The organism is Rhizobium sp. L51/94 (genome assembly GCF_019355555.1).
GTDB classification, from domain to species: domain Bacteria; phylum Pseudomonadota; class Alphaproteobacteria; order Rhizobiales; family Rhizobiaceae; genus Rhizobium; species Rhizobium rhododendri.
This window is the reverse complement of record NZ_CP072142.1, coordinates 491,475-511,406: the sequence shown is the minus strand read 5'-3', so window position 1 is coordinate 511,406 and position 19,932 is coordinate 491,475. Positions and strand designations below refer to the sequence as shown.

Genomic DNA, 19,932 nt, shown 5'->3' with positions numbered 1-19,932 from the left:
TCGTTCCCTTTTTTGTTATGACAGTCGTTCGAGTGAAGGTGGTAGCGTCAATCGCTGCTCGCAGGCGATGTCGGCAAGCAAGGGCTTGTCCGGATCGATATCGGGAATCGCCGCGATCAGGGCTGCGGTGTAGGGATGCTTCGGCCGGGCGAAAACCTCTGCGCAGAGCCCCTCCTCGACGATCTCGCCGCGATACATGACGACGACCCGGTCGCAAAGATTGCGCACGATGGCGAGGTCATGGGCGATGAAGATCAGCGTCAGGTTCATCTTCCGCTTCAGATCCCGGAACAGTTCGATGATCTGCGCCTGGATCGTCACGTCGAGGGCGGCGACGCATTCGTCTGCGATGATCAGTTTCGGATCGACGGCCAGCGCCCGGGCGATCCCCGCCCTCTGGCATTGCCCGCCGCTCATGCTGCGCGGCCTGCGGTTGGCAAACTCACGCTCCAAGCCGACAAGGTCCAGAAGCTCGGCGATCCGCGCCGGAATATCGGCGGCAGAGGTCTTGCCCTGCACGCGCAGCACTTCGGCAAGCATGTCGCCGATGCGCAGCCGGGGATTGAGTGCGTTGTAGGGATCCTGAAACACCATCGCCGCCTCATGGCGCAACTTGTCGAGGGCGGCGCGCCTCTGCTGGGCAAGATCGATACCCTCGAACGAGACATGGCCGGAGGAGATCGGTGTCAGGCCGAGAATGGCGCGGGCGAGCGTGCTCTTGCCGCTGCCGGATTCGCCGACCACCCCGACACTTTCGCCGGGCATGATCCGCAGGCTCACGCCGGAAACCGCAGTGACAGTTTTCGCGCCAGCCTTGAACAGCCCACCGCCCAGGGCAAAGCGCACATAGAGGTCGTCCACCTCGAGAAGCGGCCGCTCAACCGGCTTTGCGGCGCTGACGCATCCGACGGAGAACGGCGCCTCTTCGACGATAGAAGGATGGCTGGCGATCAGGCTGACAGTATAGGGATCGCGCGGCGCGGACAGGACCTGGCGCTTCGACCCCGTCTCGAGCAATCGTCCGCCACGCAGCACGGCGATCCGGTCGCAGGTCTGGGCAACGATGCCGAGGTCATGCGTGATGAGAATGATCGAAAGGCCGCGTTTGTCGCGGATGTCCATCAGCAGCCGCAGGATCTGCGCCTGGATGGTGACATCGAGGGCAGTCGTCGGCTCGTCGGCAATCAGGATCTTGGGATTGCAGGACAGCGCAACCCCGATCATTGCGCGCTGCCGCATTCCGCCGGAAAATTCGTGGGCGTAACTGTCGTACTGGCGGACTGGATCGGGCAGCCCGACCTGGCCCAGAATGTCGATGGCTGCGGCCTTCGCGTCACGCGGGCTTGCATCCTGATGATAGCGGATACCTTCGGCAATCTGATCGCCGATCCGCATGACGGGGTCGAGGTGGCTCGTCGGGTTCTGGAAGATCATGCCGATCTCGGCCCCCCGGACCTTCAGCATCTCGGCGTCGCTGATTTCGGTCAGGTCGCGGCCATCCAGCAGCACGGAGCCGCTGTCGATCTTCAGGCGCGACGACGGCATCAGCCGCACCAGCGAGCGGCAGAACAGGCTCTTGCCGGAGCCGCTTTCGCCGACGAGCCCGACAATCTCGGCCTTGCCGACATCGAGCGAGACAGCATCGATGAGCGTCCTCTCCTCGCCGAGGCCATGCAGCCTGACGGTCAGATCCCGGACAGAGAGAATGGGACTGATCATTCCTGTACTCCGAAGAGATCGCCAAGCGCATCGCCGAGCATGCTGAAACCGAAAGCCAGGAAGACGATGGACAAGCCGGGAAACAGTGTGATCCACCAGGCCGTCGTCAGGAAGCTCTGTCCCTCGGCCACCATGACACCCCATTCGGCCAGCGGCGGCTGCACGCCGAGGCCGAGATAGCTGACTGCGGCGCCGCTGAGGAGAACCAGCACTGCATCCGACATCGAGAACACCAGCGATCCGGCGATAGCATTGGGCAGCAGATGCCGGAACATGATGCGCGGGCGGCTGAAACCGAGGCTGACGGCCGCGACCGCGTAGTCGCTGCTTTTCAGCACCAGCATCTGCGCACGGATGAGCCGCGCGTAGGACACCCATCCCACCAGCGCCATGGCGATATAGAAGCTGCCGAGCCCCGGCCCGAGGATGGCGATAATCGACAGCATCAGCACCACAAAAGGGAAGGCAAGGATGATATCGACGAGCCGCATGAAAACCGCGTCGACCGGCCCACCGAAGAAGCCGGCGATAGTGCCGACCGTCGTGCCGATCATGAAGGGAAAGAGAACCCCGATCACCGCAATCTGTAGATCGATCCGCGTACCCCAGATGACGCGGGACAGGATATCCCGCCCGAAATTGTCGGTGCCGAAGGGGTGCAGCAACGTCGGTGCCTGCAGACGCACGTCGGCGGCCTGCAGGATCGGGTCGTAGGGCGCAATCAACGGCGCACCGACGGCCACGAGCACGAAGAAAAGCAGGATGCCCGCACCGATGGCTAGGGTCAGCCGGCCCCCGAAGACGCGGCGCCAGCCGAACGCAGTCGAAAACGCCAATGGTACACTCATAGCCGCACCCTCGGATCGACCATCACCGTCGCGATATCGGCAATGAAGTTGATGAACACCGTGGCGCATGCAAAGACCATGGCGACACCCTGGACCACCATGTAGTCGCGGGAGAAAATGGCGCGGACCAGCAGTTGCCCCATACCGGGCAGGGCAAAGACGGTTTCGACGACCACGGTCCCGCCGATGAGCCATCCGATGTTGACGGCAAGCAGGTTGATGGTCGGCAAAAGAGAGTTAGGCAAGACGTGGCGCCAGAAGACGGTGCTTTCCGGCATGCCCCTCGCCCGCACCGCAGTCGCGACGTCGGATTTCAGACCTTCGATCATCGCGGTGCGCAGGCTGCGGGTGAGAACGGTGGAGAGCGACAAGGCAATGGTCAGGCTCGGCAACAGCAGATGAGCGGCCTTTTCGCTGAGCGTATTGCCGTAGCCCGAAACCGGCAGCCAACCGAGATCTACGCTGAAGAGGATGATCAGCATCAGCCCCAGCCAGAACGGCGGGAAGCCGATGCCGAACGTCGAGACGACGCGAATGATGTGGTCGGGCGCGCGCCCATTGCTGCGCGCTGCAATCGCTGCCAGCGGCACCGCAATCAGCACCGACAGGACGACGCTCGTCGCGACCAGCGCCAGCGTCGGCTCTATACGGGTGACGATGAGCTTCAGCACATCGATCTTGTAGAGGATGGATTTGCCCATTTCGCCATTGGCGAGATTGCGCAGGAAATAGAAGTACTGCACCCACATCGGCTCATCCAGGCCGTACTGGGCGCGGATATTGGCGATGGCACTGGGCGTCGCGCGGGTACCGAGAATATTGCGCACTGGATCGCCGGGAATGAGACGGACGAGGATGAAGGTGATGACGCTGATGCCGAACAACACCGGCACGAACTGCAGCGGCCGGGTCAGGATGAACTTATAGCGATGCATCGTGGCGCATGCCCCCTCGCTCCAGCCGGACTTCTTTGTACTCACATGGCATCAGACAGCCTTTTGCCGGGTGAGGAAATCGAGAAGCGCCGGGTAGTAGTCGCCAGGATTTTCGTAGAACGGCATGTGGCTGGCGTTGGAGAAAACCTTCAGCTCCGCATTCGGCAGGGCCAGCTTCATGCGCAGGGCACAGGCCGGCGTCAGTTCGTCGTGCTCGCCTACCGTGATCAGCACCGGCAGCGTCAGGCGCCCCAGATCCGGGATGCGGTTCCAATCCTTGAGATTGCCGATATAGAGGAACTCGTTCGGCCCCTGCATCGCCATGTAGGGTGCCATGTTCCAGTCATCGAGCGAGCGGCGGACAGGCGCCGGCCATTCGGCAAGCCGGCAGACATGGCGGTAGCTGAGGATCGTCAGCGCCGCCTGGTATTCGGGATGTTCGTAGGTCCCTTGCGCCTCGTGCTTCTGCATCATCGCCACGGTCTCGGGCCCGAGCGCCGCCCGCAACCTGTCCAGTTCCTGGATCAGATGCGGCATGTCAGCGACAGTGTCTTCGAGGATGAGGCTAAGGAGATTGTCCGGGTAGCGCAACGCATAATCGATGGCGAGCCAGCCGCCCCAGGAGTGACCGAGCAGATGCACCTTGCCGAGGCCCAGCGCCTGGCGGACCGTCTCGGTCTCCTCGACATAGCGCTCGATTGTCCATAGCGCGGCGTCGTCCGGCCGATCCGATGCCCCCGTCCCCAGCTGGTCGAAAGTAACGACCCTATAGCCCTTTTCGGCAAGGCAGCTGTGCGCTTCACGAAGATAGTCGCAGGCAAGCCCCGGTCCGCCATTCAGGCAAAACACCGTTTCACTGCCGCTGCCAACGCTGTAAGCCACGACCTTGAAGCCGTCGAATTCGACCTCGTAGCGGGCGTCCGGCTGCATTTCATGCCACATCGATGGGGCTCCAGGAAGATTTCTCTTGCTCAACTTTTGGGCATGACTAAATTTTTACCGGAAACCGGCTGCGTTACCAGCTATAAGAAGTGATAGGTCGCGGTTCGATGACCGGGGAACAGCGATGCTCGATGAGATTGGGACGATCCGACGGCAGTTCACTGCCCACAACACCCTCGACGGGCGCATCGACCACGCGTTCGAGGCGATCAAGAAGCTCGGCTTCGAGGCGCTGATCTACGACTACACGCCGGTGCCCTACGACCTCGACGGCGGCATCATGCTTCCCTCGCTGCTGAAGCTGCGCAATATCTCCGACGACATGCACGAATACTGGTTCGACCGCGGTTATTTCCGGCTCGACCCGGTACAGCAGGTAGCATTGCGCACCTCGACGCCATTCTTCTGGGACTACGACCGGCGCGCCGGTACGGTCATCAACAGGTTCATGAGCGAAGCCAGCGAACCCGTTGCCCGCTATCTCAGCGAGCACGACATGTCGACGGGCGTCACCGTGCCGGTTCACATGCCGCGCGGCGATTATGCAACGGTCACCGGCATTAGGTTCGGGCAGAACGGCGACTTCGAGAAACATGCCCTGCGTTACATCGCCGACTTCGGGCTGCTTGCCCATGTCTTCCACGAGGCGGCCTATTGCCTGTTCGACAACGCTGCCCTGACGGTCGCCAAGATGCGATTGACGGAGCGGGAGCGGGAATGCCTGCGCTATTCCGCGGAGGGACTTTCGGCCAAGGAGATCTCGCGGATCATCGAGCGCTCCGTGCCGACCGTCGTCATGCACCTGAATGCCGCTGCCCGGAAGCTCGGCGCCAGGAACCGCACCCAGGCCGTCGTCCGCGCCACCCATTACCGGCTGCTGGAAACCCCGCCATCCTATAACTTGTGATAGCTGCCGGTGGCACGCCTCCGCCTCTATGCTGCTCCCGATAGTTCATCGAGATGGAGACGCAGGTGGCCGACGTGACCTCGAAAGAAGATTATCTGCCGTTCCGGACCTACCGGACCTGGTTCCGCATCACCGGATCGCTCGATAGCGACCGGCTGCCGCTGGTGGTGGCCCATGGCGGTCCCGGCTGCACCCATGACTATGTCGATGCATTCAAGGAGATCGCGGGCCTCGATGGCCGCGCCGTCATCCACTACGACCAGCTTGGCAACGGCAACTCGACCCGCCTGCCGGATAAGGGCCCGGACTTCTGGACGCCCGCCTTGTTCCTCGAGGAACTCGACGCTCTTCTCACCCATCTCGGCATCCAGCACCGCTATGCCTTTCTCGGGCAGTCCTGGGGCGGCATGCTCGGCGCGGAACACGCGGTGCGGCAACCAGACGGCCTGAAGGCGCTCGTCATCGCCAATTCGCCGGCCAACATGCACACGTGGGTATCGGAGGCCAACCGCTTGCGGGAAGCATTGCCACTGGACATCCAGGACACCCTGCTCCGCCACGAACTCGCAGGCACGCTTACCGACCCCGAGTACATCGCCGCTTCCCGCGTCTTTTACGACCGCCACGTCTGCCGCGTCACCCCCTGGCCTCCCGAAGTGGCCCGGACCTTCGAGATCATGGAAGAAGACAGCACGGTCTACCGCAACATGAACGGACCGACCGAATTCCACGTCATCGGCACCATGAAGGACTGGACGATCGAGGACCGGCTGGGCCGGATCACCGCCCCGACGCTGCTGATCTCCGGAAAATACGACGAAGCGACGCCGCTCGTGGTCAAGCCTTATGTCGACCGGGTGCCCGATTGCCGATGGGTGCTGTTCGAAAATTCCAGCCATATGCCGCATGTCGAGGAAAAGGATCTCTGCATGCAGACGGTCTCCGCATTTCTCTGCGCGCACGATTGATCCTAAAATGCAGGGCTGACGGCATATGTCATCAAGACAAGCCGCCAGCCGGCGCTGAACAAGGGGCAGTACGGGCCGCAATTTGTGGGGCGAAGAGGAAAATCGGCCTGCAACGGCAATGCCGGCACATTTGCTGTTGCAGGCGGGGAGTGAATTGTGTATCCCCGCCTCACCAACGGTTCGGAGTGTAGCGCAGCCTGGTAGCGCATCTGGTTTGGGACCAGAGGGTCGGGAGTTCGAATCTCTCCACTCCGACCAACTTCAGCTTTTAAAGCTGACTTTCCCCCTTTTATAATTTGTGTTGTTGTAGTGCGGCGCCTGCCGCATGGGCTTTTGCGTTCTTGGCGCGAACCGCGAACCCTTCGTCGCTTGCCGGGCGTCTTGGGTGACATTCCCACGCCTTGTTGCCACCCCTTCCCCGCTCCGTTTTCCGACCAAGGCACACGGCCGACAATCCATAAGCCGCTGCAAATTCGCCATCGACATTAAAATACAAACTGTATACAAGGAAACATCGCCGCGACACCGCTGCTGACCGAACCCATGATGGAGAGTGCAATGACTTCCAATATTTTCACCGGCTGCATTCCGGCCCTGATGACGCCATGCAATGCCGACCGCAGCCCCGACTTCGACGGTCTCGTGCGCAAGGGCAAGGAACTGGTCGCGGCCGGCATGTCTGCCGTGGTCTATTGTGGATCGATGGGCGACTGGCCACTGCTGACGGACGAGCAGCGGATGGAAGGCGTCGAGCGCCTGGTGAAGGCAGGTCTTCGCGTCATCGTCGGTACCGGCGCCGTCAACACCCGGATGGCAGCCGCTCACGCTGCCCACGCCCAGCGCGTCGGCGCCCACGGCCTGATGGTCATCCCGCGCGTGCTGTCGCGCGGAACGTCGGTTTCGGCCCAGCGCGCCCACTTCAAGACGGTTCTCTCGGCTGCCCCAGAACTTCCGGCTGTCATCTACAACAGCCCCTATTACGGCTTTGCCACCCGCGCCGACCTGTTTTTTGAGCTCCGCAACGAACATAAGAACCTCATCGGCTTCAAGGAATTCGGCGGTCCGTCCGACCTTCGCTATGCGGCTGAAAATATCACCAGCCGCGACGACGGCGTCACATTGATGGTCGGCGTCGATACCGCGGTCTTCCACGGTTTCGTCAATTGCGGCGCGTCTGGCGCCATCACCGGGATCGGCAATGTTCTGCCCCGCGAAGTCCTGCATCTCGTTTCCCTGTCCGAGGCCGCAGCCGCCGGCGATGCAAAGGCCCGCGCCCACGCTCTGGAACTCGAAGCGGCGCTTGGCGTCCTGTCCTCTTTCGATGAAGGCCCGGATCTGGTTCTCTACTACAAGCACATGCTCGTGCTCACCGGCCATCCCGAATTCACGCTGCACTTCAACGAAACGGACAGTCTGTCCGACAGCCAGCGCGGTTTCGTCGAAAAGCAGTTTGCCCTGTTCCAGACCTGGTATGCCGATTGGTCGAAGCAGTTTGCCGCGGTCGGCGAAAGCAAGGCCGCCTGAGGCTGTAGAACTTCGAAACGCATTGCCAAGGCTCAGCAAGAAATTGCCGCGAGCCTTGGCGACCTCTTGACCCGATGCCCGAACTATTTACCTCGAAAAACTATTTTTACGAACTGTTAACCATCTGCAGTAATTAGCAGTCGGCAGTTTACCGGTAGTAAAAGGGCACAATGCTTCCGGTGCTCAGACCTCAGCGTGGCCGAATTGACACCGAGAGTATCCTATCGAGCAAATCGGCAGCTACAATCCCCTCACCCTGTCCGCTCGCGTCTGCCTGCATTGGCCCTTGCGAGCGACATCAGCATCGGACCGATGGCGAACTCGCCGCGCTCCGTCCTGCGAGTGAGGTCGCGCAGATATCCGCCGGCCGAGGTGATGCTGCCGGCTCGTTCCAGCACGCAGGCCATGACGGTCGCCGCATTCTCGGGCCCCATGATGGCGCAGGCCTCCTCGTAGGCGCTGGGACTGACCCCCAGCATGGAGCGGACGACGACGGCCGCCGCCATCAGGTCGCGCCAGCTGCCGATACTGCCACCCGGGCCGTAGGACAGGATTTCCGGGCAGGCCTGCAGCACAAGCCCGAGCGGAAACGCCTTCAGACCCGGTTGATCTCCGCCGGCCATCGCCATCCTTCGCGGTTTCACCGGACGGCCATCCGTCACGCTTTTGCGCTCGCCGCTCTCATCCGTTGCAGTGGTGCTTGCCATCGGCATATCCGGCGCCTGTGGTTGGATTGCCGATGTTTCGCCCTGCTTCTTATTCGAAGCTGGTTCAAGATCAGAATTAGATTTGGGATTTGAATTCTGTATGTGACGCTCAGCTTGGGACTCATTGCCGTGCATATTTTGAACATTTATACGAACTTCCAACAGGTTGAGCACTTCCTCGCGCAGCATCTCCATCTCTTCGACAATAGGCGTGATGTCATGGATGTCGGGTGAGCGCGGGATCCGGGCCACGAGATCGCGGAAATGGCCATGCACCATCGTCCAGTCGCCCGGCACACCCTCTTCCAGAGCGGTCTCGATCAGCTTGGCAATGTCACGCCGGCAGAGCGACAGACGCTCGCGCATCGCCCTGAACTGGGCGCGGTCGACGGTGACCTGCGCTGCCAATGCCTGGATCTCATCGGCACGCGCAATCAGCGGGGCGATATTGAAGCCATAGGCCTGGTCGACCTCCCCCTCCCCGTCCCGGCGCGCAAAGCGCTTGCCGTTCGGGCTATCCTTGCGCACCAGCAATCCGGCCTCGACCAGGGCTGCCAGATGGCGGCGCAGGGTCGCTGGAGCAATGCCGTGGGCGCGGATCGATAGCTGGGCGTTGGAGGGAAAGACCACAAGGCCGTGCTTTGCACTGAGCTCATTGCCCGGATAGAAGCTGAGCAGCGCGTTCAGCACCGCCAGCGCCCTGTCGGAAAGACCGAGCAGCGGCTTTGCTTCGCACAGCGCGCGAAAGATCTTCCACTTGTCGACTGACTGTTCCGGCGCGATGTCGTTGGCCTTGTACTGGCTTGCCAGCATGCCAAGCGTCATCGGCCGCCGCCCAAAGGGCGTCGTCACACTTCCTGTCTGCATTTTCTCGTCACCTTCAATAAGGCAATAGAAATGTGCTCACCAAACGGCGCCAAGACTCTTGACAGTGATTCCGGGAAATGCGATTCTCAAGCTGCGAGACTTAGAGAAAGCTTCCGTTACGGCAACGTTCGGGGGCTTTTTTCTTTTGCGGTATAGTCCTCTCTTGCTTCGTTGAAACGGTTTCGCGATGCTGGGGCTTAATCTGCCTGTCGCTCCGCGAGATAGGATTGATGCAGCTCCGCTAGCCGCGCGGCGACGTAATCGGCAAAAGCCGGTGCTGTCTTTTCGTCGAACACCATATTGATCTTTGAACCTCCGCGCTCGAGCGTCGCCAGCCGAACACCGGCACTGCTTTTCACAGCCTCGGGCTTCTTGCGCGTCTTCTGGACAGCCAGAGATTCCATCACTTGGCCGAAACGGCTGTCGCTGTCGGCATCCCTGAATGCCCGGCTATCGAGCAGGCTTTGCAGCGCGGAACCCTGCTTTGCATCGGCGAGACGTTCTGCAAGTGCCACCCATCGCGGACGACCGGCCTTCGGTGCCGAACCGATCGCTTCGATCAGCGACCGCGGCACCGAATGGGCGACGCTCATCAGCTTCGACAGCTGCGTCTTCTCCATACCGAGCGACGACATGATGACGCGACGGTCGAAGCCGCGTTCTTCCAGTGCAAGAGCAAACAGTCCGCGCTCGATATAGCTGAGGTCGGCACGCGCCGAATTTTCCTGCCCCTGGATAACCACCAGCTCTTCATCGCTGAGGTTCTGCACCACGGCCTTCACCGGCAGCTTGAGGGCCGCCATGACGCGTACGCGGCGATGACCGAAGGCGATCTGGTAGCTGTCCGGCTTGTCAGGGTGAGGGCGAACGAGGATGGGGCTTTTCTGGCCGGATTCGCGAATTGCATCGGTGAGACGGGCCAGATCGACACCATCGTCAGCGAGGCGATCCGAAATGAAGGAGGCTTCGATTTTTTCCGTCGGTATTTCGACAACAGCAGCGCCAGCTGCGATCAGCGCTCTCGCCTGATCGGCAGCGCTGGCGATATTGCCGAGGGAGCGACCCATGGCACCCACGGCACCGGAGCGTATGTGATGAAGCTTCTTTTCCGCTGGCAGTTCGACCTGCGGGGCAGGGTCACCAGCCGTGGAGTTGCCAGCTGGCAACTCCTGTTCACGGCGCGAAAGCATGGCCTTGAGAGTGTCTTTTCTGCTCATGCTGCCCTCCCCCAGGCCTGCCTGATCAGGCTTTCGATTTCACCGTTGACTGCATCCAGAGATTCGATGGCGCGGTCATAGGTGTTCTTGGAAAAGTTCTCCCGGCCTACCTCGTAGAGCGTCTGCTTGGAGAGACCGGCATCCGACACCGCCGTCGACTTCAACATGACATTCGTGAGCACGCGTTCACGGAACAGCGACCGCATGAATCCGACCATCTGCGCCTGCGGCGCATCGGAGGGCTCATAGCGCGTCACAACATAGCGGATGAAATCATAGTCGAGATCCCCGCCGGACTCCTGGACGACGCCGAGAAGATCGGATGCCATCAACAGGAACTGGCACATGGACATCACGTCGAGCATCTGCGGATGAGCCGTGATCAGCAGGCCGGTCGACGCACACAGGGCTCCGAGCGTCAAGAAACCGAGTTGGGGTGGGCAGTCGAGGACCATGACGTCGTAGTTGTCCGCAACTGTCCCCAGAGCCGATGCGACACGCCCGAAAAACGGTTCTGCAGACCGCTCGGCAAGAGCGCGCGGCGTATCGTGTTCGAACTCCATCAGCTCCAGGTTACCCGGCACCAGATCGAGACCCGGTATATAGCTGCGGCGAATGATGTCGGTGAGCGGGCGCCGATCGCCATCGTAGCGGACGGCGCCGTACATCGTCTCGTTAGGGCCGATATCGTATTCCGGCTGATAGCCATGCAAGGCAGTCAGCGACGCCTGCGGATCGAGGTCGACAGCAAGAACGCGGTATCCCTGCAGGGCGAGATATTGCCCAAGGTGCGCTGCAGTCGTTGTCTTGCCGCTGCCACCTTTGAAATTGACCACCGCCATGACTTGGCAATGCTCGCCCTCGCGACGACGGGGCACATAGTGCTTGCCCTTGGAATTCTCATCCAGCACAACGCGGATCTCGTTGATCTGATCGAGCGTATAGGAGCGACGACCGCCGGCGGTGATTGTCGGCTGCGGGCCTTTGCCATTCAACGAAAGCTGGCGAAGATAAGCGTCGGCAATGCCGATAAGCTTTGCCGACTCGACGGAGGAAAATGACCGTAAGGTTTTCTGCGATACCGGCGGGAAAAGCGCCTGACGCATCGCCAGCAGCTCCTGCGATAAAGCAGCGCCATCGGCCGCAATGACTTCCGTCATTGGACGCCTCGGCATCAGGGTATCCCCAAGCTGACTACGGGCCTTCGTCATAACTACGCATTTTCTCCAAGCTATCAGGATTATCCGTAGGCGAGGATGCTCCGAGTCGCAATGCTTGGCAAGAAAATAAGGGTTAATGACCGGTTAGCGCCGGAAGATCCGGGTGGCGCTGGTCTGACGAAGTTGCCACCTGGCAACTTATCAGCGCCATATCCTGAAACGACTTGCCCAAGGCAAGCGTATTGTTACGACAATCTCTATGATTCGGCCATGCGGGCCACAAGGGCAGGGTTGTCACTGCGGGCCTCATTGGCGAGGTAGCGCTGCTCGAAGGCATCGACGGTCATCGGCCTGCCGTAGAGATAGCCCTGCCCCTCGTCACATTTGTAGTGCTGCATCAGCATTTCCTGTTCCGACGTTTCGATGCCTTCGGCAATAACCTCGAGGCTGAAGCCGTCGGCCAGTTTGACGACGGCCTCAATGATGGCCCCGTCCTTCTCGCTGCGATCGACACCGCTGACGAAGGAGCGGTCGATCTTCAGCCGGCTGACCGGATAGTCCTTCAGCAGGCTGAGAGATGCAAAGCCGGTCCCGAAGTCGTCGAAGGCAATACCGACACCGAGTGCCCGCAGGCGACGCAGCGGCTGCATGATCCGTTGCTCATTCTGGAGAATGATGTTCTCGGTGATCTCGAGTTCGAGTGCAGCCGGCGGCAGGTCGAACTCTTGTAGGATCGCCTCGACCACCTCCGCAAAATCTCGGGTGCGAAACTGGGCTGCAAAGAGGTTCACGCCGATGCGAAAATCCGCAATCCCGGCACGCCGCCAGCGGGCCGCCTGCCGGCAGGCGGAGCGCAGGATCCATTCGCCGACGGGCACAGCAAGAAGGCCGACCTCCAGCACCGGCAGGAAAGCAGACGGCGACACCACTCCGAGCGTCGGGTGGTTCCACCTTATCAGCGCTTCGGCGCCGGTCAGGCGCCCGTCGGTAAGGTTGACCTGGGGCTGATAGTAAAGTTCGAACTCCCGGCGCTGCCATGCCTGGCGCAACGACGAGCTGATCGCACCCTTGCGCGAGGCGCTCTGGCGTAGTTCGGGCGTAAACACCCGGACCAGATGACGTCCGTCGCCTTTAGCCTGGTAGAGCGCAAGATCGGCGTTGCCGAGAAGTTCTTCATAGTTGCAATCGCCGGCAATCGTCACGGCGATCCCGATGCTGGCACCGATGTGGATCGGCTGGTCCTCGAATTCGATCGGCTCCTCGATGAGGGCGATCAGCGACAGTCCGAGATTGGCAGCCTTGAGTGGATCGGCCGTACCGGTGAGAAAGATCACAAACTCATCGCCGCCGAGACGCGCCACCATCTGGTCCTCAGCGGTCGCCTTTCGCAGCCTTTCGGCAACGACTTGCAGCACGAAGTCTCCAGCCGAATGTCCAAGCATATCGTTGACGTCCTTGAATCCGTCGAGATCGATCAGCACCACGGTGGCGTGGGCGCCCGACGAACAGGCCCGGTTCATCTGGCGATTGAGGCTTGGGCGGTTGGAAAGGCCGGTAAGATGGTCGAATTCCGCAGCGAGCTTCATCTGGCGTTCCGCCTCTGTCCGCAGCGTGATGTCGCGAATGATCGCGCCGAAGAAACGCTCGCCGCTCTCGGACCACTGGGAGAGGGAGAGTTCGATGGGAAACTCGGAACCGTCGCGCCTGCAGGCGGTGAGGTTCACCGACGTACCGATGATGCGGGCAGGGCCGCCAGCGGCCACGCGCGCCAGTCCGGCACCGTGTCTCGCATGCATCGCCTTCGGCACGATGATGTCGAGGGACTGTCCGAGCGCCTCATCGACGGTGTAGCCGAACATGGCCTCGGCTGCGCCGTTCCACGAGGTAATGCGATTGTTGCTATCGGCGCAAATAATGCCGTCCGGAGAGGTCGAAGCGATATTGCGGAAGCGGCTGCGGCTTTCCCTGTCGGAACACTCCAGACGGCGGAACTCCATCCGATCCAGCACCATGGAAGACAGATCCTGGAGCACCCGCCTGTCCCGCTCGGAGAAATCAAGCCTCGGTTTATTGTCGATCAGGCAAAGGCTACCGATACCGTGACCATCCTTGGTCAACAGCGGCGCGCCGGCATAGAAGCGGATATGGGGAGAACCGGTGACCAGTGCATTGTCACTGAACCGTGGGTCCAGGCTCGCGTCGGGAACGACGAAGACGTCTGCCGCCATGATCGCGTAAGTGCAGAACGACACGTCTCGTCCGGTTTCGCACACATCGAGGCCAACTCGCGCCTTGAAGAATTGCCGGTCGCGGTGCACCAGCGAAACCAGCACGATCGGAACGTCGAATATCCGCGAGGCCATCTGCACAATCTGGTCGAAATCTGGATCCGGGGACGTATTCATCTGCCCGAATGAATCCAACGCCCTGATGCGATCTTCTTCGTTGTCGGCGAGGGGGTAATTCATCTGGATGCTCACGGCCATTCACGTCAGGGATCGTTTATAACACTAGACCCTTAATTAGCTGACAAAACGCAGCTACAATTTTACCGACAGGTATGTTTTTCGATGCCTGAGACTGCCGTGGCGAACTCATTCGAAGGCGGCCAAGCTGCATGCGATCAGATTGGCCGACGATGACACGGCGGCGATGCGGGGGAACGTGCCGGCACGACAGCCGAAGGCGCGCCAGTGATCGCGCGGAAGCGCAATTCAGTGCTTAGAACTATAGGATTGCGGAGACGTGTTAGTGGCTGCAAGCCTCAGGCAGCGTGAAAAACTTCATCTGTCAGGAGCAAGAGGAAATCTTCGCCCTCGAGCTTGTTTGCCACCTGTCCGTCTTCGGTCATATAGTCGAATACCGGCTCTATCGGCTGGTTGGCAAAGGCAAAACGCGGCCATTTCTTCTGCTCGATAATGACAATGTGACGCCCGGCATCGTCCCGGCACTTTATTCTTCTGGTTTCTTCGAACCGCGTCATCTTTTCGCCCCTTATCTTTTGCAGCCAAGTTTAGAGAAGAAGCAACCGGAGTCAATCCAGCTTACGAGATTGTCGGAATCGACGTTAATTCACCGTTATATTACAGCAACTTCGCAATCTGGCGGCGATGACTCTTAATAAAGTATGCGTTGCAGAGCGGGCTTCAGTCTAAACGATGCTGCCAACACAAAATTGCCTTGGTGAACGACTTTGACTGCGGCCCCGAACCATGCAGTCAACAATTGGAAACATTGATGGAAAACGACGCCACGGAAGCCTTCGAGCATACCGAGCATGCACAGCACGCTGCCCATAGCGGCAATTCCTTCCTGTCGAGGGTTGCCGTCAGCATTGCCATTCTCGCCGTCCTCGCTGCCAGCGCCGGCAGTCTCGAGACCATCGAGAGCGGGGCTGCGACGGCCGCTCGCTCCGAGGCGGTGCTCTTCCAGAACAAGGCGACCGACAACTGGAATTTCTTCGAGGCGAAGAGCCTGAAGAAGAACATGTATGACATCGCTGCGGCCCAGGGCGGGGCGGCAGCGGCCGATTGGCAGGCGCAGGCGAGGCGCAACGAGACCGAAAGCCAGGATGCCGCCAAGACCGCGAAGGAATTCGAAGTTCGGTCGGAGCAATCGAACGTCGAAGCGACACACCATGAGCACCGCCATCATTTCCTGACGGTCGCTACCACCTTTCTCCACATTGCCATCGCCATCGCCACGATTGCCATCATCACCGGCGGCCAGCGCTGGCCGTGGTATGCCTCGCTGGCACTTGGCGTGGTGGGAACGGCGATTACCGCCGTCGCCTATCTGCCGTAATCTCCGACGAGGTCACGGCATATTGCTTTTGTCTGATGCCTCACCGAGATATAGCGATATTCCAGAAGCTGAAGATACAGGAAACAACGATGACGAAAACCAAGAGCCACAGCGCAGACAAGCCGCAGGTCGTGCTGTCGATCGATGTCGGCGGGTCGCATGTGAAGGTGATGACCAGCGCTGGCACGCCGGAGCGGAAAATAGAATCGGGAGCGTCCCTGACGGCGACAGCCATGGTCAGCGCTGTCGAGACGCTCGTCAGCGATTGGGAATTCGATGTGATTTCGATCGGCTTTCCCGGTCCTGTTCGCCGCAATTTCGCAATCGAGGAACCGGTCAACCTCGGTGACGGCTGGGTCGGCTTCGATTTCGCCCACAGCTTCGGCAAGCCGGTCAAGATCGTCAACGATGCGCTGATGCAGGCTATCGGCAGCTACGATGGCGGCCGCATGCTTTTCCTCGGGCTCGGTACCGGGTTGGGATCTGCCATGGTCATCGAGAATGTCGCTCAACCGATGGAACTGGCCCATCTGTCGCACAAGAAAGGCAAGAGCTTCGAAGACTACCTCGGCGAAGCCGGCTTGAAAAAGCGTGGCAAGAAGAAGTGGCGCGGACACGTCTTCGATGTCGTCGATCGGATGAAAGCAGCCTTGCTGCCGGACTACATCGTCATCGGCGGCGGCAATGTCGACAAGCTGGACGAGCTTCCAAAATCCTGCCGTCGTGGCGACAACACCCTCGCTTTCGAAGGCGGCTTCCGCCTCTGGCGCGATTCCACCTTGATCGTCTGAACCGGAAACGGTTTCGAAAACACAATACCAGTCGAAACGAAAACGGCCCCGGCATATTTGCCGGGGCCGTTTGAAGAAGCTTTTGAGGTCCGAAGCAGATCTTAGAACTGCTTGCGGAGACCGAAGGTAACAGCGTTGCTGCGGTAGTCGGTGCTGGATGTCGAACCGTCGCGCGCCGTGAAGTCGAAGTTGTCGGCTGCAGTGTAGCGATAGCCGATGTCGAGCGTGGTCTTTTCGAACAGCGACGAACCGGAGAAAATCGGCTGCAGGTTGATGCCGACGCCGGCGTCGAGGTGGTAGGCGAATGCCGTGTTGCTGTCGTCCATCAGCGTGCCAACGCCGCCAACGCCCTGCTTGCGCAGCTTGAGGTTCATCGCACCGACGCCGCCGCCCACGTAAGGCGTGAAGACCGAAAGCATGCCGGTGTCGCCAGCCGGTGCCAGCGGAATGTCGAGGTAGCCGTTGACGAAGCCCTGGATGGTGTTCGCGTCGCCGTAGGAGTTGATCGAGCCGAAGCCCCCGAAGCCCGTCAGCTTGTGTTCGTCTACCGATGCCGTGCCGTAACCAACTTCGAGTTCGACGCGCGGTGCAACGAAGCCCATGGAGCCGAAGTTATAACCGCCGCGCAGTGCGCTGTAGAAGCCGGTGTCGTACTTGGTGTCGATGTTGAGACCAGCGACGTCGAAATCGGTGTGCTTCAGGAAGGAAACCGAGCTCAGCGAGCCGATGTAAAAACCCATGCCGTTGTCAACGGCAGCTGGTGGCTGCATCGGTGGCGTCATGTCAGCAGCGGCTGCGACGGAAACCAGCGAGGTTGAGACCAGGGCCGCGAGGAGGAGCTTCTTCATTTGATTTCCTTGGACATTTTTTAAGGTGTTCGGTTCAGACTTCTTCAATGAATAATGCATATAGGCGCATGTTAGCGATTTGCATTGCTTCTATTTATGTTTTTAGGGTTTCAGCCTGAAGCTAATGACATACCGTTGCGAACTTGCCACAATCCCTGCACCGCCCTCAACCAGAGAAAGGCAAGGCTTCTGCGGCATGCAACTCCGGCAAGCGCTGATAAGCTTTTCGAGAGCAAAAGCGGATCATTGGCCGCTGTTTTCGGGCTTATCGGACAGCAGCCTTGCCACTTCTTCCAGCAACTCATGCCGGTCCATGAGCCGGTGGTTATCTTCCAGGCTGAGCGGATCCTTGGCTTCATCGCCACCCGCAACCTTTGGGTTGGCGCTCAGCCGTTGTTTCAGCAGGTCCTGGTAGCGCTGCGCAATGTCGGACATCTTCAAACCGCCATCGACCCAGGCTTCCAGCCAGCCGCGCAGGATGGGATCGGCATCGATGGGAACACCGGCCCCCCGGAATTTTTCGAGAGTGTTCGCCAATATGTCGGCACGTGTATGCTGCGTAGTCATAGATGCGTTTCAAGCCTGTCATGAGATTTGCGGCAGATGAATCGAAACAGTTCTGCCTAGGATGCGCGCGCGCGCCGCTTGCCCTGTAGGATGGACAAGGACTTCAACAAAGCCGCCTCTATCTTCCCGAGGCTCTGCGGTTTCGGCACGACGCAGACGGCGTCGGAGAAATCAGCGACCATCTCCGGATTGCCCGTCATGAAAATCACTTCGATCCCGTACCGATCGATCAGTTCGCGGGCAATTTTGGGGCCCGTCGGACCATCCGCGAGCTGTATGTCGACAAGGGCAATGTCGGCTTTGGGCGCCAGAGCCAGCGCCTCGACCTGTGTGCGCGCCAGCCCGGCAATCTCGAATCCATTATCGAGGACGAGATTTTCGAGGTCGAACGCGATGATCGGTTCGTCCTCAACCACTAAAACTTTCATGTCTACTCCACCCTAACGATCGCTGCCGAAGTAGGCATCCTCAGGGACACTTCAAGACTTGATAACGTGTTGTTTATGTGCAGCCTCACGCCCGGTCCGAAAGCGGACGGTGGGTCGGCGGTCATCCCCCGCCGTTCGGGTACAGGCGCCGAGGCCCCGGCAACTGGGGCTGTGGCGCCCCTCGCTCAACCCTTGTTGCGGGCCGCCGTGTAGCGGTTGACCGGCATCGACAGGCCTAGATTTTCGCGCAGCGTCGTGCCCTCGTATTCTTCCCGGAACAGGCCGCGCCGACGCAATTCCGGCAGCACCAGCTCTGTGAAGTCGGCGAGGCTGGACGGCAGTGTCGGGAACATCAGGATAAAGCCGTCGGCCGCACGTGTCTCGAACCATTCCTCCATGAAGTCTGCAATCTGGGTCGGCGTGCCCGTGATCCCGTTGCCGGTATGTTTCTCGGCATAGTGGCGCACCAACTCGCCGACGGTATGACCCTTGTTGACGAAATCCACCAGTTCGTCGAACAGCGCCTTGGAGCCGCGCGGCGTTGTCGGCAGGCGGTCCATGGGGAAGGGCTGGTCGAGCGGCACGCCGGTGAGGTCGGCCTCGAGAAATTCGGACAGCATCAGCCGGCCGACATCGGGATGCAGCTTGTCGATCATGAAATCGACTTTGGCCTGCGCCTCGGCCATGGTCGCGCCGACATTCAGCACCACCCCCGGCATGATCTTCAGGTCGTCCTCGCTGCGTCCATAGGCGGCCATGCGACCCTTGACGTTCTTGTAGAAGGCGCGGCTACGGTCGATGTTGGAGGCAAGGCCGAACACCACCTCGGCGGTGCGGGCAGCGAGATCCATGCCGGCCTCGGAACCGCCGGCCTGTGCGATGACCGGGCGGCCCTGCGGCGAGCCGGCGATGTTGAGCGGCCCGCGAACCTGGAAATGCTTGCCCTTGTGGTCGAGCGTATGCAGCTTTTCCTTGTCGTAGTAGATGCCGCTTTCCCGGTCGCGCAACAGCGCATCCCGCTCGAAACTATCCCACAGGCCGAAGACGACATCGACGAACTCCGTCCCGCGCTCGTAGCGCACCTCATGCGGATCGAGGCCCTCGCGGTTGAAATTATAACCGGTTTCGTTGTGGTCGGAGGTCACGACGTTCCAGCAGGCGCGACCCTTCGACAACTGGTCGATGGAGGCGAAGATGCGGGCAACGTTGTAGGGCTCGTAATAGCTGGTGGAAACCGTTCCCACCAGGCCGAGATGGGTGGTGGTGACAGCCAACGCCGAAAGCAGCGATGTCGGCTCGAAGCGGTTCATCTTGGTCGGCTGGCGCGCCAGCGCATCGGCATCGCCGACTGCCGAGGCAGCGGAATCGGCGAGGAACATGAAATCGAACTTCGCCGCTTCCGACAGCCTCGCGATGTTGAGAAAATGGCTGAACTCATTCGCACCGTTGACATCGCTGTCGGGATGCAACCATGCCGCGGGATGAAATCCAAAAGTATAGACAAATGTCCCGAGCTTCAGCTTATCGTCACGCACCATCGATTCTGTTCCTTGCATGGTAAAGCCTGGCCTGCAGACCGCAGGGACCCCGATGCTATTGCCGCCCGCACCATTGAACAAGCCGCAAACCGCGCGCCACCCGCATTTTCTCCACACTTTCCCCCGGCAGGGCGAGAGAGCAGGGGAGGGGCGAGTGTGACA

Annotated in this window: 18 protein-coding genes and 1 tRNA gene; 6 read left to right on the top strand and 13 right to left on the bottom strand. The window is 60.3% G+C overall.

Annotated elements, in window-relative coordinates; translation table 11 throughout:
- Nucleotides 1-15: 15 nt before the first annotated feature.
- The 4 genes from J5274_RS20370 to J5274_RS20355 are packed head-to-tail and all read right to left on the bottom strand — an operon-like array spanning nt 16 to nt 4,444.
- A complete protein-coding gene (locus tag J5274_RS20370) occupies nt 16-1,719 on the bottom strand; it encodes an ABC transporter ATP-binding protein (RefSeq protein ID WP_219275594.1) in 1,704 nt (567 codons plus the stop codon).
- The gene (locus tag J5274_RS20365; protein ID WP_219275593.1) at nt 1,716-2,567 is read right to left on the bottom strand and encodes an ABC transporter permease; all 852 of its coding nucleotides are present in this window, start codon (nt 2,565-2,567) and stop codon (nt 1,716-1,718) included. Before J5274_RS20365 ends, J5274_RS20370 begins: the two co-directional genes overlap by 4 nt.
- Nucleotides 2,564-3,502, bottom strand: coding sequence for an ABC transporter permease (locus J5274_RS20360; protein WP_219275592.1), 939 nt, complete (start codon nt 3,500-3,502; stop codon nt 2,564-2,566). The genes J5274_RS20365 and J5274_RS20360 overlap by 4 nt, the downstream gene beginning before the upstream one ends.
- Nucleotides 3,503-3,553: 51 nt before the next feature.
- Nucleotides 3,554-4,444: a proline iminopeptidase-family hydrolase gene (locus tag J5274_RS20355; RefSeq protein WP_219275591.1), complete on the bottom strand. Its 891-nt coding sequence runs from the start codon at nt 4,442-4,444 to the stop codon at nt 3,554-3,556.
- 124 nt (nt 4,445-4,568) lie between these two features.
- Here J5274_RS20355 and J5274_RS20350 point away from each other — a divergent pair, with 124 nt between their 5' ends.
- The 4 genes from J5274_RS20350 to J5274_RS20335 all read left to right on the top strand — a co-directional run bounded on the left by J5274_RS20350 (nt 4,569) and on the right by J5274_RS20335 (nt 7,843).
- Nucleotides 4,569-5,351, top strand: coding sequence for a LuxR family transcriptional regulator (locus tag J5274_RS20350; RefSeq protein ID WP_219275590.1), 783 nt, complete (start codon nt 4,569-4,571; stop codon nt 5,349-5,351).
- 53 nt (nt 5,352-5,404) lie between these two features.
- On the top strand, nt 5,405-6,319 hold the full coding sequence (locus J5274_RS20345) for a proline iminopeptidase-family hydrolase (protein WP_374113758.1): 915 nt from the start codon (nt 5,405-5,407) through the stop codon (nt 6,317-6,319).
- A gap of 181 nt (nt 6,320-6,500) precedes the next feature.
- A tRNA-Pro gene (locus tag J5274_RS20340) sits at nt 6,501-6,577 on the top strand.
- A gap of 300 nt (nt 6,578-6,877) precedes the next feature.
- Nucleotides 6,878-7,843 (top strand): dihydrodipicolinate synthase family protein, encoded by a 966-nt coding sequence (locus J5274_RS20335; RefSeq protein WP_219275588.1) that lies wholly within the window; start codon nt 6,878-6,880, stop codon nt 7,841-7,843.
- Nucleotides 7,844-8,094: 251 nt separating this feature from the next.
- On the opposite strand, the gene repC is transcribed toward J5274_RS20335, so the two are convergent.
- From repC to J5274_RS20310, 5 genes are all read right to left on the bottom strand, one after another.
- Entirely contained in the window at nt 8,095-9,417 is a 1,323-nt protein-coding gene (gene repC / locus J5274_RS20330; RefSeq protein ID WP_219275587.1) for a plasmid replication protein RepC, read from the bottom strand.
- A gap of 197 nt (nt 9,418-9,614) precedes the next feature.
- Nucleotides 9,615-10,634, bottom strand: a complete 1,020-nt coding sequence (repB, locus tag J5274_RS20325) for a plasmid partitioning protein RepB (protein WP_219275586.1) — start codon at nt 10,632-10,634, stop codon at nt 9,615-9,617.
- Nucleotides 10,631-11,809 (bottom strand): plasmid partitioning protein RepA, encoded by a 1,179-nt coding sequence (gene repA / locus J5274_RS20320; RefSeq protein ID WP_257625731.1) that lies wholly within the window; start codon nt 11,807-11,809, stop codon nt 10,631-10,633. The genes repB and repA overlap by 4 nt, the downstream gene beginning before the upstream one ends.
- A gap of 242 nt (nt 11,810-12,051) precedes the next feature.
- Complete coding sequence (locus tag J5274_RS20315) at nt 12,052-14,262, bottom strand: bifunctional diguanylate cyclase/phosphodiesterase (RefSeq protein ID WP_219275585.1); 2,211 nt, start codon at nt 14,260-14,262, stop codon at nt 12,052-12,054.
- Between the two features lie 296 nt (nt 14,263-14,558).
- Complete coding sequence (locus J5274_RS20310) at nt 14,559-14,777, bottom strand: hypothetical protein (RefSeq protein ID WP_219275584.1); 219 nt, start codon at nt 14,775-14,777, stop codon at nt 14,559-14,561.
- A 254-nt stretch (nt 14,778-15,031) separates the two neighbouring features.
- Here J5274_RS20310 and J5274_RS20305 point away from each other — a divergent pair, with 254 nt between their 5' ends.
- Both J5274_RS20305 and J5274_RS20300 read left to right on the top strand, forming a co-directional pair.
- Nucleotides 15,032-15,598, top strand: coding sequence for a DUF4337 family protein (locus J5274_RS20305; protein ID WP_219275583.1), 567 nt, complete (start codon nt 15,032-15,034; stop codon nt 15,596-15,598).
- 89 nt (nt 15,599-15,687) lie between these two features.
- Nucleotides 15,688-16,389, top strand: coding sequence for an ROK family protein (locus tag J5274_RS20300; protein ID WP_219275582.1), 702 nt, complete (start codon nt 15,688-15,690; stop codon nt 16,387-16,389).
- A gap of 101 nt (nt 16,390-16,490) precedes the next feature.
- On the opposite strand, the gene J5274_RS20295 is transcribed toward J5274_RS20300, so the two are convergent.
- From J5274_RS20295 to J5274_RS20280, 4 genes are all read right to left on the bottom strand, one after another.
- Nucleotides 16,491-17,237: an outer membrane protein gene (locus J5274_RS20295; RefSeq protein WP_219275581.1), complete on the bottom strand. Its 747-nt coding sequence runs from the start codon at nt 17,235-17,237 to the stop codon at nt 16,491-16,493.
- Between the two features lie 243 nt (nt 17,238-17,480).
- Nucleotides 17,481-17,804 carry a hypothetical protein gene (locus tag J5274_RS20290; protein ID WP_219275580.1) on the bottom strand — a complete coding sequence of 108 codons (324 nt, stop codon included), beginning with the start codon at nt 17,802-17,804 and terminating at the stop codon, nt 17,481-17,483.
- A 56-nt stretch (nt 17,805-17,860) separates the two neighbouring features.
- Nucleotides 17,861-18,232, bottom strand: a complete 372-nt coding sequence (locus J5274_RS20285; RefSeq protein ID WP_219275579.1) for a response regulator — start codon at nt 18,230-18,232, stop codon at nt 17,861-17,863.
- Nucleotides 18,233-18,417: 185 nt separating this feature from the next.
- Complete coding sequence (locus J5274_RS20280) at nt 18,418-19,770, bottom strand: LLM class flavin-dependent oxidoreductase (protein ID WP_219275578.1); 1,353 nt, start codon at nt 19,768-19,770, stop codon at nt 18,418-18,420.
- Nucleotides 19,771-19,932: the final 162 nt, after the last annotated feature.